Origin of the sequence: Pseudomonas sp. LTGT-11-2Z (genome assembly GCF_003691445.1) — a bacterium.
Taxonomy (GTDB): Bacteria; Pseudomonadota; Gammaproteobacteria; order Pseudomonadales; family Pseudomonadaceae; genus Aquipseudomonas; species Aquipseudomonas monteilii.
On record NZ_CP033104.1, the window covers coordinates 3,931,851 to 3,946,336 of the forward strand.

A 14,486-nucleotide genomic window follows, 5' to 3' on the forward strand; every position below is an offset into this window, starting at 1 on the left:
CCCGATAAGGAGCCCGGCCCATGACCGTGACGCTGTCCCCCGTGCAGATCGACTGCGCTTTCGATTCCGGCAACATTCAGGTGCTGGACGCCAGCAACCCGGCCCAGGTGCACCTGGCCATCCGCCCCGACACCCACAGCGGCCACTACCAGTGGTTCCACTTCAAGGTCAGTGGGCTGACCCCGGGCCAGGTCCATCGCTTCAGTCTCGACAACGCATCGGGCTCCTCGTACAAAAATGCCTGGAGCGGCTACAACGCAGTGGCCAGCTACGACCAGAACACCTGGTTCCGCGTACCCAGTCAGTTCGACGGCACGGCGCTGTCGTTCGAAGTGAAAGCGGAGCAGGAGCAGATCTGGTTCGCCTACTTCGAGCCCTACTCGCGCGCCCGTCACAACCAGCTGATCGAACGTGCTCGCCAGTTGCCAGGGGTCGAGTTGCTGGCCAGCGGCCGAAGCGTACAGGGCCGCGACATTCCGCTGCTGCGCGCTGGCGATGGCGCCACTGGCAAGCGCAAGCTGTGGCTGATTGCCCAGCAGCACCCGGGCGAGCACATGGCCGAATGGTTCATGGAAGGGGTAATCGATCGCCTGCAGGCCAACGATGCGGTAATCCAGCAGTTACTGGCCAAGGCCGACCTCTACCTGATCCCCAACATGAACCCGGACGGCGCCTTCCTCGGCCACCTGCGCACCAACTTCAAGGGCAAGGACCTCAACCGCGCCTGGCTGGACGCCAGCGTCGAGCTGACCCCGGAGGTGTTCTTTGCCCAAGCGCAGATGAAGCAGTACGGGGTGGACGCCTTTGTCGATGTACACGGCGATGAAGAGATCCCCCACGTATTCACCGCTGCCTGTGAGGGCAACCCGGGCTACACGCCACGCCTGGCAACGCTCGAGGAGCAGTTCCGCAGCACCTTGTGCAGCCTGACTCGGGACTTCCAGACCGTGCATGGCTACACCCGTGACAAGCCAGGGCAGGCCAATACCACGCTGGCCTGCAACGCAGTGGGCATGGCGCATGACTGCCTGTCACTGACACTGGAGATGCCGTTCAAGGACCATGACGACGCGCCCGATGCGGTTACCGGGTGGTCGGGGGCGCGGTCGAAGGCACTGGCCGGGGCGGTGCTGGAAACGTTGGCGAAGATGGTGGGCGATTTACGCTGAGCCCTGCCTTTGCAACTGACGCGGCCCTCTTGCAGGACCGCGTCAGGCTTTGTCAAAACTGCACATCCAGTATCACACTGTCGGAATAGGTCGCCGCTGGCGGCGTAGGCTGGTCCGTGTAGACCTTGGCGTTATAGTTGAACAGCTGGCTCCCAGTGCCGGTACCCGCCCCAGGGTTTACGTCTGCATCGGTACTGGCACGTCGTGCCGCCCCCGATGAGCCCCAGCGCACCGTCCCGGCACTCTTGAAAATGTCGTAGGCCAGGTAGTTGTTGGCCGATGACTTCATTCGCCGCCGGCCACCGGAGACGTTCTGCCCGTCGTCCAGCCCCACGGTGTAGTTGCTGCCCTTGGTGCACGACACGTTGAGGCTCTGGCTCACCGTACCGAACCCTGCGACCACCGGCGCGCTGCTGAAGCTGATGTCGGGGGTGGTAATCTGGCAATCGTTGGTCACGGTCAGGCTCACGTTCAAGGTCTTGGTGCCCGAACCAACGTCACGCCCCAGGCATATTCCAAGCGCGCCAATCCCCGAACAGTAATCCCAGCTCCAGGCCACGGTCAGGTTTTCCTGATACAACCCTGCTGCAACGTTGCTACCGATCTGCGTGCGCATGTAGATAGGCACTGCCTTGGGTGTAGTGCCCCCGAGCAACCCCAACAGGTCGATAATACCGTTGCGGGCAAAGTCGTAGGCCACCCCCCGGGTGATCGGGTAACTGGTCGTGTTGTTCGCGTACAGGGTATAAGGAATGACATCGCCTGTAGGGCCGACCAACCCGCCCGAGGCAGGCGTTATCGTCGCGTAGAAATGATCACTGCTGCTGAGCAAGGTCAGTAATGAACCTGTGCACTGCAAACCAGAGTTCAGGGTCGACGCAGTCTGCACCGTGGTGCGAACCTGCGTTGAATTCAGACTGCCAAACGCTGCTGGCAACGTTGCTACCGACGAGCAAAGGGCCCAGGAGGTACCCGCTGGCAACAGCAGCACGCTCGCCCACAGGACACGCAGCCAGCCACTCATCGGCACACCAACGGGCCAATCAAGGGTATCGAGCCTTGTGCTTCGGGCAGGTCGAAGGCCACCTGGCACTGCCCGCCCCCTTCGATCTGCACCTGCAGGCGGTTGTGCTCCGACAGGTTCTCCAGGTACACCAATCCGTCCCAACCCACCACGGCCTGGCTGCCACTTTGCTCGTGGGTGACCCGGCTGCCCAGCTTGAGCACCTGCTGGTTGCCGTCCACCAGCTCGACGCTGGCCGCCATCACACGCTTGAGCGGGAACTCCAGCAAATAACCGCTGCCCCGGCGCACCGCCACGCGCTGTTCAACCTCAGCAGCAAGCACGTCCGGTGGCAGGTCCATGGGGTCGATTTCGTACTTGCCGCGGTAGTACCCGCTGCTGTATGGCACCAGCAAATGACCTTTGGAATCGGTACGGCCGATTTCCTGGTTCTCGTAGCGTACCGGTACATCGGCATAACCTGTGGTACTCACTACCACAAACGCATCGTCAATGCGGTTGGCGGCGAAAACGCCCGCATCCATCCACACCAGCGAGCCACTGGCGTCGGCCCAGCGGGTCATCTCGCCGCTGCTGCCATACACCCCGGCCTGCAACTGCACCGATTGCAGCCGCCAGGTAACGTCAGCCTGGCGGTAGGCATCGCGGTCACTGCCTGCGGCGTAACCGAGGTTATAGCCAACGCCGACGCCGGCCGGTACCGCATGGCTGTAGTTGACCCGTTGCAGGCGCTCGCCTTCCTTGCTCCGCTCCATACTCAACGCCAGGGTGCCGTGCAGGTCGAACGGGATCACCAGCTGCGCCTGCACCGCCCACTGGCTATCACCCACTTCGCGGTTAGCCGACAGGTACACGCTGCTGCTGCCCCACAACGGTTTGCTGTAACTCAGGTTGATCAGACGGGTCCGCGTGCCGTCACCGGCGCGCACATCGAAATAGCCGGCACCTATGCTGCCGTACTCGTTCAGGTTGAGGCTCAGGGTGACCTGCTCGCTGCTTTTGCTCAGTTGCATGTCCGGGGAATCGACCCGCGTCAGGTCGGCATAATCGCCATGGCGTTGCAGGCGCTGGTAGCTGAAGCCGATGCGCTGGCTGTTGTACTGGTAACCCAAGGCGACCTGGTGGCCCTTCTCGCCGTCGAAGCGGCTTTGCGCCAAGGCAGCGTTGAGCACCCCGTAGTTGCCCAGCCGCATGTTGCCGCCCAGGCCGCCGAGCATCAGCGATTCGGAGGTTTCGGCATGGGTTTCCAAAGTGAAGGTGTCGCTGAGCCCGTAGCGCAGGCTGCCCGAAGCCACGCCTGGGCCATAAGCAAAATCGCGCACGGCGTAATCACGTCGCAAGCTACCTGCCGCCATCGAATAGTCCGACAGGCCTTTTTGCAGCAGGCTACTGGTGACGTAAAACGGCAAAGTGGTCGACACCTGCCGTCCCAAAGAATCAGTAGTGACCACCACCGCTTCCCCCGCGCCATTGATGAAGGGGACATTGGTCAAGGTGTATGGACCCGGTTGCAACTCGGTGGTGCTGGACTTGTAGCCATTGATGAACAGGTCCAGCGACGTCGGTACCGCCGCTTCACCCGCGAATGCCGGCAACGGGTACGTCACCAGGTCGGGGCGTGCACCGAAATCACGCGACAACTGAAGCCCCCCTACCCGTACCGAACTGCTCCAGGGCAAGGCACCGCTAACAAAATCACCCATTTCATACGTGAGCAGGCGCTGCTCGTCGGTAAGGCGCCAAGTGGTGTCGTAACGCATGAACCCCTGGCGTGTTGCATCCGCCTGTGCGCCATTGAACGACTGGCGCCACTGCCCGGTGCTGGAAAACGTGCCCCAACTGTCGAACAGGCGCAGCTCGTTCCAGGCGGCCAGGTAGGTACCGCCATCATCGGTGTCGTTCAGGTACAGGTCGTAGTTGAACAAGGCGCCGAAGCTGCTGCGGGCATCACTGGCCGGGTACAGGTTGTGGTCGCCGACCTGTTGATCGGGCAGCCAGGCCGGCGGCACCTGCAGCAGCAAGCGCTGGTTCTGGCTGTCGTAGTCGGTGTGCAACCCTGCGATGCCTTCCAGTGCCACTTCGCCCTGGGGGTTGCCCGGCAGCGAAATACCGGCCGCGCGCAACACCTCGCTGTCCAGGTACAACTGCCCGGCCCGCTGCTGCACCGGCACCAGTTCAGCCCTGGGCATCTGGTTTACCAGCAGGTCGAGGTACAGCGTGGCATCGGCGGTGGCGGACATCTCCGTAGGCGGCGGAGGCAGGTCGTCGGCCAGCGCCAGGCTGGGGCCAGCCATGGCCAGCCCCAGGCACCAGCGGCGCGTCGTCGCCGTTAGCCATTTCACACACGGTTTCCAACCATTGCCGGGTCCTCCCTGGCCCCTGCACTGCATTCAGTTGCTGGCTCATTGGCCTTGGCGGATGGCGTCCGCCGAGCCTTGGCCGTTGACCCGGCCCTTGAGCACGCTGGTGCTGCCGGGCGCCACGGGTGCCGGCCAACGCATGCTCGCACCCGGCAGCACATAGCCCAGCAAGCCCTCGGCCAACGGTTTGCTCTGGCTGCCTTGCTGCACCACCACATCGGTCAGGCGCGCATGCACCGGGCCTGTGTTGCGCAGCTCAACGTAGGGCTTGCCCTGCACGGTCACCGGGCGCCAGGTGAGTTGCGGCTTGCCAACGCCCTCGGCATTGCGCCTGCCCTCGGTGTCGGCCTTGCCCCACAGGCCTTCGCCGTAGACGAACAGAGGCACCGAATAGCGCATCTGCAGGCGAATTGCCGCAGTGGCGCCTGGCTCGGCCTTGTCCACAGGAATGGCGGGCGGGATTTCGTCGATGATGATGCGGTAGGCCTGCTCCTGACCGGCCGGTGACGGGCCGGTGCGGGTAAGGCGGATGAGCTGCTTTTGCCCAGGGGCGATGTTGGCCACCGGCGGGCTGCCGATGATTTCACGCTGTGCCTGGAACTGTTCCTGATAATCGCCCTGGCGCCAGGCGAATACCCGTACCTGCAGGTTGGCCGGCGCCGTGCCGCGGTTTTCAAGCCACAGGGCACCGGCCTTCTGATCAGCCTCCAACACCGGGTCGATCGGCCAGATCAGCACCGAAGTCGCCGCTCCGGCTGGCAGGCTCGCCAGCCACGATAACCCGATCAATCCATGCGCCCACTTCGCGCCTTGCCGCATGCAACTCTCCTTAGACACGTGTCGTTGGTGGCGCTGGCACTCACCAGGTCACCGTCACTTGCACCACATCGGTGTAGGTCCCCGCTGGCAGCGTGCCGCTCAGCTGAACCCGCCCGTAGACCGGCAGTTTGATCGCTGTCGGGTCGGAATAGCTCACGGCCACACTCGTGCCGATGCCCAACGTCTGGCTGTAGGCCGCGTCCCGGTAAAGCTGGTAGGCCAGCAGCTGCGTGCCGCTCGTGCGCTTGAGGTTGCGCGTGCCACTCGCACTGTTCTGCCCACCATCCACGCTCATGTTCATGGCAACGCCGGGGGTGCACTGGAACGTGACCGTGGTGCCACCCAGCGAGGTGCTCAGGGTGCTGGTGGACAACGCAGACTGCGTACCATAGTCCAGCGTTCCATAACTGGTGACGCCCCCCACCACTAGGCAACCGGCAACAATCTGTGCCGTCACGGTGAAGGTGCTGGTAGTCACCGCGCTCAACGGTGTAGCCAGGAGCAAACCGGTGCCCGTAAGGCCCCACGTCAACCAGCGGCGCATGGTTCAGAACGACAGCTCAACCGAAATCGTGTCGCTGTACACCCCAGCAGGCAAACCCGCCTTGCCCACGGCCTTGCCGTACAGGTTGACGGTCTGGGCCACACCCGTACTGGTGGGCAGGGTGATGGTGCCGTCGATTGCCAGCAACGTTGTACGCCCCGAGTCGGTATACAGGTCGTAAGGTACAAAGTTGCCAGCGCCGTCAGCGAGGGCACGCGTGCCACCGCTCGACTGGCCGTCGTGCAGGCCCGCACGTACCTTGACCACCGGCACCGTACCGGCCGAACACAGAATGCTCATGGCGCCGCCCCCGCCCCCCAGTACCTGGGCATTTGCGCTAGTGAACAGGGCATCCTGGGTGCCAAAGTCCAAGGCACCGAAGTTAAGCCCTGATGTACCCGAACTACCGTTGACCTGGCACGCGGCAATCAGGGTCAACGTCGAGGTGATATTCCCGGTTACCGTCGCCGCCTGGGCCTGGGAGGCCAGCGCGAGGCCAAGGCCTGCAAGCATGCAGCATGATAGGTTCGTTCGCATCGGAGTCTCCTTGCGTAGTTACCAGTCCAGGGTCACTCTGAGGGTGTCGCGGTACAGCCCGGCCGGCAGCGCGCGACGTTGCGCCACTACCACTCCGTAGATGGGAATCGGGATCTGCCGGGTGCTGTTGATGGTGAAGGCGCGTGCCTGGCCGATGGCGTAGCGGCTGTTGCCACCCGGGTCGACCGCCAGTTGATAAGGGATCAGTTCACGGCCGTTGCTCAGTCGGCGAATGCCGTCGTCGCCATTCAGGCCACCGTTGATCCGCACGTTGAACGCCCGTACCTCAGGCGTGCAACTGATCTGCAGGCTGCCCTCGCCGCTTGCTTCGTCAACCCGGCTGCGCAGCGGCTGGTCCCAATTCGGGCCACGTTCACCGAAATCCAGCAGACCCGGGTTACCCAGTACGGCCGGTTGAGTGTCGTTGCTGCTGATCTGGCAGGCCGCGCTGATCACCAGCCGCGCCTGGATGAAACCGGTGGTGCTGCCGTGCGCCGCACCGCCAGTTACCAGCAATGGCCCAAGGGTGAGTAACAGGATGGAAGTACGGTTCATGGCATGGCGTCCTTGTGCATGGCGGCGTCCCTACCAGGTGACCGTGACTTTGAGCAGGTCGGCGTACAGCCCTGCATTCGGCACCCAGGCCAATTTGTCGACACGCGCATACAGCGGCAGCTCGACCGAGCCACTGCTTGGCACCCGCGCCGACTGGGCCACGCCAACCTCCAAGGGGTCGCGCCAGGCAGCATCGCGGTACAAGCGGTAAGGAATGGGCCGTGCGGTGCGGTCGTCGCTGGCCAGGTAACGCAGCTCGCCAACGCCGCCATGCTGGCCGCCGTCGACGCGCACTTGATAAGGGGTGCCCGGGTTGCACTCCAGGCGCGGCGGGCGCTGGCTCAGCAAAACCCCGCTCAAAGGCGCGCCAGGGCCGTCCAGGCGAGCCGTCGCACCCAGGTCGATCCGCCCCAGCGCCTGAGCTCCCGCATCGCGTGCCTGGGTAACCAGCATGCAGCCACGCTGCACCAGCACCCGCACTTCCACGAGAAAATCCGCTGCCACGGTACTGCCGCTGAACAACAGGCCCAACAGCGCGGCCACCAAGCGCTCCGTCACCTTATTATCCTTATCGAAACTGCCTGGTCTGAGCGTAGCAGCGAGGCAGCACGACCGTGGTGGCATCAAGCCATTTTTTTGTATTAGCGATAAAGCGATACCGCTCCGTCAAAAAAAACCAGCCCCGCGTAGAACCCCTCGCTACCCAGTGCCTCCAATGGCCAGAGGCCGGTAAAACTGCTGGATTTCTGTTAGGGTGACACACCTCATCCTGTGCCATACAGGGACGGACAAGACAGGAGCGTTTTCACTGATGACTGCAGACAACACGCTGGAAGAAGCCATGGAACGCTGTGCCCGGGAACCGATCCACGTGCCGAGCAGCATCCAGCCCCACGGTTTCTTGCTGGTGCTGGATGCCACCGACCTGTGCGTGCTGCAGGCCAGTGAAAATGTCGAACAGTGGCTGGGCTTGCCAGCCCGGGAGCTGATCGGTTGCCAATTCACCCACCTGGTCAGCGACGGTTTTGACCTGTGCGCGCAGCTCGCGCGCATACCCGACGATGAAGTCTTCCCTTTTCACATTGGCGACGTGCGCTTGCGCCAGGGCGCGCCGTTCAGCACCCCGTTGCACCTGCTGGTGCACTGTCACGACGACGTGTTGGTGGCCGAGCTCGAACCCCCACGCCTGCCGCCGGACCTGGCCGGGCAAGGCGACTACTACCCACTGGTGCGCAGCTTCGTTGGCAGCCTTCAGCCGGCCAGCAGCCTTGAAGACCTGCTGCAGCAAACGGTGCTCCAACTCAAGCGCATCACCGGTTTTGGCCGGGTCAAGGCGTACCGTTTCGATGCCGATGGCAACGGCCAGGTGCTGGCCGAGGTGGCCGACCCGGGCTACCCCCGTTATCTGGGCCTATGCTTCCCGGCTGCAGACATCCCGCGCCAGGCGCGCGAGCTGTACCGGATGAACCGCATCCGCGTGATCGAAGACGCCAACTACCAACCCTCGCCCCTGCATCCGGCCACCAACCCGCGTACCGGCAAGGCACTGGACATGAGTTTTGCCACGCTGCGCAGCGTGTCACCGGTGCACCTGCAATACATGCGCAACATGAGCACGCTGGCGTCGATGTCGTTGTCGATCGTGGTCGATGGTGAACTGTGGGGGCTGGTGTCCTGCCACCATCAGCAGCCGCGTGCAGTGGACCTGCGTACCCGCACGGCCTGCGAGCTGCTGGCCAGCGTGCTGTCGCTGCAGATCGAGTCCCGCGAGGCGCATGCCAGCACACGCAAGCTGCTGGCGCTGCGCCAACACATCGTGCGCATGATCTCGTCCATGGCCGACCATGACAGCGTCAGCGACGGCCTGCGCGAGCTGCCCCATGTGCTACTGGCCTTTGCCGGTGCCCAGGGTGCCGCCGTGATCTCGGCCGAACGCTGCGACCTGATCGGCAAGACCCCGCCCGAAGCCCAGGTGACCGCGCTGGTACACTGGCTTGGCCAGCGCGGTGCAGACACTGTGTTCCACAGTGACAACCTGCGCCGTGACATCACCGACCTGCCCGAGCTGGCCGCCCATGTCGGCGGTGTGCTGGCGGTGGCCATCTCGCAGATCCACTCGCACTACCTGCTGTGGTTCCGCCCCGAGCAGGTGCGCACGGTGAACTGGGCTGGCCAGCCGACCAAGCAGGCCGGGCCGCAGGGCAACCTCGACCCGCGGCACAGTTTCGAACGCTGGCAGGAAGAACTGCGCGACTACTGCGAGCCCTGGGACCCGCTGGAGATCGAGGGCGTGATGGAGTTGCGCAGCGCGGTGCTGGGCATTGTGTTGCGCAAGGCCGAAGAGCTGGCGCAACTGGCAGGCGAACTGCGCCGTTCGAACAAGGAGCTTGAAGCATTTTCATACAGCGTGTCCCACGACCTGCGCGCCCCCTTGCGGCACATCGCCGGCTACACCGAACTGCTCGGCGAAATCGAAGGCCAGGGTCTGAGCGAACGCGGCAAGCGCTACCTTCAGCATATCGGAGAAGCGGCGCACTTCGCCGGCAGCCTGGTGGACAACCTGCTCAACTTCTCGCAAATGGGCCGCTCGGCCTTGCGCCTGTCCGACGTCGACCTCAACACGCTGGTCGATGCGATTCGCAGCGAGCTGGCACCGGATTACGAAGGCCGCGCAATCGTTTGGGACATTGCTGCACTGCCCAAGGTGATCGGCGATCCGGCATTCATCAACATGGCCTTGCACAACCTGATCGCCAATGCCATCAAGTACACGCGTGGCCGTAACCCCGCGCACATTGGCATCCGCGCGGTACAGCACCCTGACGAAACCGAAATCATCATCGTCGATAATGGCGTAGGCTTCGACATGGCCTACGCCAACAAGCTGTTCGGGGTGTTCCAGCGCCTGCACCGCATGGAGGACTTCGAAGGCACCGGGATTGGCCTGGCCAGCGTACGTCGTATCATCGAGCGCCATGACGGCCGGGTCTGGGCCACTGGTCAGATCGACCAGGGTGCCAGCTTCCACTTCACCTTACCGCACCACACCGCATCCACCTGAGGCACCACTATCACCATGCTTAAACCCATCCTGCTGGTCGAAGACAACCCAAGGGACCTGGAGCTGACGCTGCTGGCCCTGGAGCGTAGCCAGTTGGCCAACGAAGTCATCGTGCTGCGCGACGGCGCCGATGCCCTGGACTACCTGCTGCGCCGCAATGCCTATGCCGATCGCGACGACGGCAACCCTGCCGTGCTGCTACTGGACCTGAAACTGCCCAAGGTCGATGGCCTGGAAGTGCTCAAGGCAGTACGTACCACACCTGAACTGCGCAGCATCCCCACCGTCATGCTGACCTCCTCGCGGGAGGAGCCTGACCTGCTGCGCGCCTACGAGTTGGGGGTGAACGCGTATGTGGTCAAACCGGTGGAATTCAAGGAATTCGTCGCCGCCATCTCCGACCTCGGGGTATTCTGGGCAGTGCTCAACGAACCGCCACCCGGCTCACTGCGGCTGAACCGTCGCGGTAGCAACTGAGGCCGCCGCAACGATGCAGCAAACGCCGTTGAAAATACTGATGGTCGAGGACAGCTCGATGGACGCCGAGCTGACCCTGATGCGCCTGGAGCGCAGCGGGCTGAATGTGCAGCACCGGCTGGTGTTCGACCATGCGGGTTTCGAACATGCCCTGCGTGAGGCCCACTATGACCTGATCCTGTGCGACTGCGTGCTGCCAGGCTCGTCCGGCACCGAGGTGCTGGCCATCGCCCAACGCCTGGCGCCAGCCGTACCGTTCATTTTCCTGTCCGGCATCTATGGCGAAGAGCACGCGGTGGAAATGATCCGCCTCGGCGCCACCGACTATGTGCTGAAGAAAAACTTGCCGCTGCTGCCCAAGGCCGTGCGCCGGGCCCTGACCGAGGTGCAGGAACGCCAGCGCCGGCGCCGCGCCGAAGAGGCACTGGCAGATGTCGAAGCCCGTGCCCGCATCGCCATCGACGCCGCCGGCATGGGCACCTGGGACCTGCGCCCGCAAGAAGGCCTGCTGCTGTGGGACGACCGCTGCAAGACGCTGTTCGGCCTGCCCACCAGCACCGAAATGAGCCTTGACGTGTTCTACGCCGGCATCTACCCCGACGACCTGCCACTGGTGCGCGAGGCGGTTGAGCACGCCATGCGCCCGGAAAGCGGGGGCCACTACCGGGTCGAGTTCCGTATTGCCCAACCCAACGGGCTGGAGCCACGCTGGTTGCTTAGCAGCGGCCAGTGCCAGTTCGTCAACGACCAGTGCGTGCGTTTTTCCGGCGTACTGCAGGACATCCACACCCAGCGCCTGGCCACCCAGGCGCTGCGCCAGCTCAACGAGATGCTGGGCGAGCGGGTGGAACGCCGCACCCGTGAACGCGACCGCGCCTGGGAGCTGTCGCAGGACCTGCTGGCCGTGCTCAACAAAGACCTGACCCCAGTCGCACTCAACCCTGCCTGGGAAGCCAGCCTGGGCTTCTCCCGCGAGCGCCTGAGCCAGTCCTCCTTGCTGCACCTGCTGCCCGAGCACGACCAGGAACTGTTGCTTACCGAGCTGGCCGCCCTCGCCCACGGCCGCACCAGTGCCCGCTTCGTCGGGCGCATCCAGCACGCCGGTGGGCAGCAGCGCTGGCTGTCGTGGGTGGTGGTGCCCGAGGACACCTTGCTTTACGTGGTGGCGCGTGACATTACCAGCGAGCGCGAAGCCGCTCTTGGCCTGGCAGAAGCCAACACGCGCCTGCGCGAGCAGATCAACGAGCGCGAACGCATCGAGGCGGCGCTGCAACAGATGCAACGGCTGGAAGCGGTCGGCCAACTGACCGCAGGCGTGGCCCACGACTTCAACAACCTGCTGACGGTAATCCTCACCGGCGCCAGCTTTCTCGAGCGCGACCTGGCCAAGGCCAACCTGGACAAAGCCCGCACGCGCCTCACGCACATCCGCGAAGCCGGCGAGCGTGGCGCCAAGCTGACCTCACAACTGCTGGCGTTTTCCCGCCGTCAGCGCCTGGAACCCGTGCCGCTGAACCTCAATCGCACCCTGGCCGGCCTGGAAGAACTGCTAAGCCGCACCTTGGGCGGTAACATCTCGGTACGCCTGGACCTGGACCCGGCCCTGTGGCAGGCCCTGACCGACCCTACCCAGACCGAAATGATCATCCTCAACCTGGCGATCAATGCCCGCGATGCCATGCCCGATGGTGGCCAGCTGACCCTGACCACTCACAATACCTGCATCGATACCCGCCCACAGCGCCCCGAAGACCCGGAGCCTGGGGAATACGTGATGCTGAGCATCCGCGATACCGGCTGCGGCATGAGCGAAGACGTGCTGGCCAAGGTGTTCGAGCCGTTCTTTACCACCAAGGACATCGGCAAGGGCTCCGGCCTTGGCCTGGCCCAGGTGTTCGGCTTTGCCAAACAGTCCGGGGGCGGCGTGCGCATCGACACCGTACCTGGCCGTGGCACGCAAGTGGCGGTGTATCTGCCGGCGGTCAAGGAGCAGGCCATGAGCGAACCGGCCGTACCGCTGCTCAGGCAGCCGGTCAGCGACAGTGGCCGCAACCGTACGGTGCTGCTGGTGGATGATGACCACCTGGTGCGCGACATGCTGGGTGACGTGTTGCGCCAGTACGGCTACCAGGTGCGCCAGGCGCACAGCGGCGAACAGGCCCTGGTCCTGCTGGATGGGGAAATCGACCTGCTGCTTACCGATTTCGCCATGCCCGAGTTCAACGGCGCGCAGTTGGCGCTGGCGGCCCGTGACCGCTACCCGCACCTGCCGGTGGTGTTTCTTACCGGTTATGCGGAGTTGCAGGGCCTGGAATTACCGCGCAGCGTGGTCATCCAGAAGCCCGTGCAGGCGGATGAGCTGGCCAGGGTGCTGAATGAAATGCTGGGGATTGCAGGTTAGTTGAGAGCGGCACAAGGCCGCTCTACAGACATCGCGCAAAAACGACAAAACCCAGCGCTCATCTTTCTAAGCACCGGGTGATATACGTTTGAAGCTGAAAAATGGCAGGGGCGGCTGGATTCGAACCAACGCATGGCAGGATCAAAACCTGCTGCCTTACCGCTTGGCGACGCCCCTGTATCGGATGCAGCGCTTGCTGCTCTGACAATTCCAACTGAGTGACAACTGGGTTGTTGTCTTGGAATGCGCGGCACTTTAACAACAAAGTTTTGATCTGTGAAGCCCCTGATGAAAAAAAATTGCCAGAAAACAGCGAGTTAGTCATTTTCACCCGCGCTGATGCCAGACCTATCGCATGAAGCGATCATTGCCGGCCACTTTCCGTATTAGTCAAAATGGCCGCCCTCGGGCAAGCTGCACGCTGCCCCGCCATCACCCAAGGAGCTGTGCATTTGTCTGCCTGGATCCCCGCCCCACTTCGCCAGCTTGGCCAACGCCTGCGTGGCGCCGAAGCCAACCACAGTGAACTGCTCGACTGGTTCGAGGAAAAAGCCCGCAGCCGGGGTTACCAGCTGAGTGATGGCCAGCGACGGGTGATCCAGTGCATGGCCACACAACTGGCACAGCTCGAACAAGGGCAAGCACGCAGCCTTTACCTGTACGGCTCGGTGGGACGCGGCAAGAGCTGGCTGCTCGATGGCTTTTTCCAGGCGGTGCCGGTAGAAGCCAAACTGCGCCTGCACTTTCATGACTTCTTTGCCCGCCTGCACCAGGGCATGCACCGCCACCGGGCATTGGACGATGCACTGGGCGCCACACTCGATGAGCTGGTGGGCAATTGCCGGGTGCTGTGCTTCGATGAGTTCCATGTGCATGACATTGGCGATGCCATGCTGCTCACCCGGTTGTTCAACGCCTTGTTCGCCCGTGGCGTGTTCCTGCTGGTGACCTCCAATTACGCCCCTGAGGGCTTGCTGCCCAACCCGCTGTACCACGAGCGTTTCCTGCCCGTGATCCGCCTGATCAACAGCGCTATGCAAGTGCTGGAGGTAGGCGGCGATACGGATTTTCGCAGCCTGCCGGCCAACCGCGAGCACCAGCGTTTCACCCAGGGCCATTATGTGTGGCCAGGCGATGCCGCGCAGCGCCAGGCGCTGAACGTGCCGCGCGAACAGCCGGTGATGCTGGAGGTGAACAAGCGCCCACTGCGCGCACTGGCCATCGACGGCCGGCGGGTGGTGCTCGGGTTTGACGACTTGTGCGAAAAGGCCACGGCGGTGATCGACTACCTGGCGCTGGCGCAGCAGTATGATGAGTGGATCATTGATGGGCTGGATGACTTGGCGGAGTGTTCGCTGGCAGCCCAGCAGCGCTTCGTCAACCTGGTGGATGTGCTGTATGACCAGGACCGCCAAGTGACGGTGATTGGCAAGCGACCGCTGGAAGAGAGCCTGGGCGGGCCGCTTGCCGACCTGATGCGAACCCGCAGCCGGTTGGGGCAACTGCATCAGGTAGCCCCTTAGATCTCCATTGCCTGAT

Annotated in this window: 12 protein-coding genes and 1 tRNA gene; 5 read left to right on the top strand and 8 right to left on the bottom strand. The window is 63.5% G+C overall.

The genetic code is table 11. The features are described from left to right. Positions 1 to 20: 20 nt before the first annotated feature. The gene (locus D8767_RS18265) at positions 21 to 1,169 is read left to right on the top strand and encodes a M14-type cytosolic carboxypeptidase (protein WP_016714718.1); all 1,149 of its coding nucleotides are present in this window, start codon (positions 21 to 23) and stop codon (positions 1,167 to 1,169) included. A gap of 52 nt (positions 1,170 to 1,221) precedes the next feature. On the opposite strand, the gene D8767_RS18270 is transcribed toward D8767_RS18265, so the two are convergent. The 7 genes from D8767_RS18270 to D8767_RS18300 all read right to left on the bottom strand — a co-directional run bounded on the left by D8767_RS18270 (position 1,222) and on the right by D8767_RS18300 (position 7,566). Beyond that, complete coding sequence (locus D8767_RS18270) at positions 1,222 to 2,193, bottom strand: spore coat U domain-containing protein (RefSeq protein ID WP_016714719.1); 972 nt, start codon at positions 2,191 to 2,193, stop codon at positions 1,222 to 1,224. After that, positions 2,190 to 4,487, bottom strand: coding sequence for a fimbria/pilus outer membrane usher protein (locus D8767_RS18275; RefSeq protein ID WP_016714720.1), 2,298 nt, complete (start codon positions 4,485 to 4,487; stop codon positions 2,190 to 2,192). Before D8767_RS18275 ends, D8767_RS18270 begins: the two co-directional genes overlap by 4 nt. A gap of 108 nt (positions 4,488 to 4,595) precedes the next feature. Further along, complete coding sequence (locus D8767_RS18280) at positions 4,596 to 5,372, bottom strand: molecular chaperone (RefSeq protein WP_016714721.1); 777 nt, start codon at positions 5,370 to 5,372, stop codon at positions 4,596 to 4,598. A gap of 40 nt (positions 5,373 to 5,412) precedes the next feature. Further along, positions 5,413 to 5,916, bottom strand: coding sequence for a spore coat U domain-containing protein (locus tag D8767_RS18285; protein WP_016714722.1), 504 nt, complete (start codon positions 5,914 to 5,916; stop codon positions 5,413 to 5,415). A gap of 3 nt (positions 5,917 to 5,919) precedes the next feature. Beyond that, positions 5,920 to 6,453: a spore coat U domain-containing protein gene (locus tag D8767_RS18290; protein WP_028699338.1), complete on the bottom strand. Its 534-nt coding sequence runs from the start codon at positions 6,451 to 6,453 to the stop codon at positions 5,920 to 5,922. An 18-nt stretch (positions 6,454 to 6,471) separates the two neighbouring features. Beyond that, positions 6,472 to 7,008: a spore coat U domain-containing protein gene (locus D8767_RS18295; protein ID WP_019098003.1), complete on the bottom strand. Its 537-nt coding sequence runs from the start codon at positions 7,006 to 7,008 to the stop codon at positions 6,472 to 6,474. Between the two features lie 30 nt (positions 7,009 to 7,038). After that, positions 7,039 to 7,566 carry a spore coat U domain-containing protein gene (locus D8767_RS18300; RefSeq protein ID WP_016714725.1) on the bottom strand — a complete coding sequence of 176 codons (528 nt, stop codon included), beginning with the start codon at positions 7,564 to 7,566 and terminating at the stop codon, positions 7,039 to 7,041. A 253-nt stretch (positions 7,567 to 7,819) separates the two neighbouring features. On the opposite strand from D8767_RS18300, the gene D8767_RS18305 reads away from it, so the two are divergent. Genes D8767_RS18305 through D8767_RS18315 form a run of 3 tightly spaced genes read left to right on the top strand, consistent with a single transcriptional unit; the run spans position 7,820 to position 12,947 of the window. After that, entirely contained in the window at positions 7,820 to 10,069 is a 2,250-nt protein-coding gene (locus D8767_RS18305; protein ID WP_016714726.1) for an ATP-binding protein, read from the top strand. A gap of 15 nt (positions 10,070 to 10,084) precedes the next feature. Continuing rightward, on the top strand, positions 10,085 to 10,546 hold the full coding sequence (locus tag D8767_RS18310) for a response regulator (RefSeq protein ID WP_016714727.1): 462 nt from the start codon (positions 10,085 to 10,087) through the stop codon (positions 10,544 to 10,546). Positions 10,547 to 10,559: 13 nt separating this feature from the next. Next, complete coding sequence (locus D8767_RS18315; RefSeq protein ID WP_016714728.1) at positions 10,560 to 12,947, top strand: response regulator; 2,388 nt, start codon at positions 10,560 to 10,562, stop codon at positions 12,945 to 12,947. A 102-nt stretch (positions 12,948 to 13,049) separates the two neighbouring features. Here the strand turns inward: D8767_RS18315 and D8767_RS18320 are convergent. Continuing rightward, positions 13,050 to 13,124, bottom strand: a tRNA-Gln gene (locus tag D8767_RS18320). Between the two features lie 275 nt (positions 13,125 to 13,399). On the opposite strand from D8767_RS18320, the gene zapE reads away from it, so the two are divergent. After that, complete coding sequence (gene zapE, locus D8767_RS18325; RefSeq protein WP_016714729.1) at positions 13,400 to 14,470, top strand: cell division protein ZapE; 1,071 nt, start codon at positions 13,400 to 13,402, stop codon at positions 14,468 to 14,470. Positions 14,471 to 14,486 lie beyond the last annotated feature (16 nt).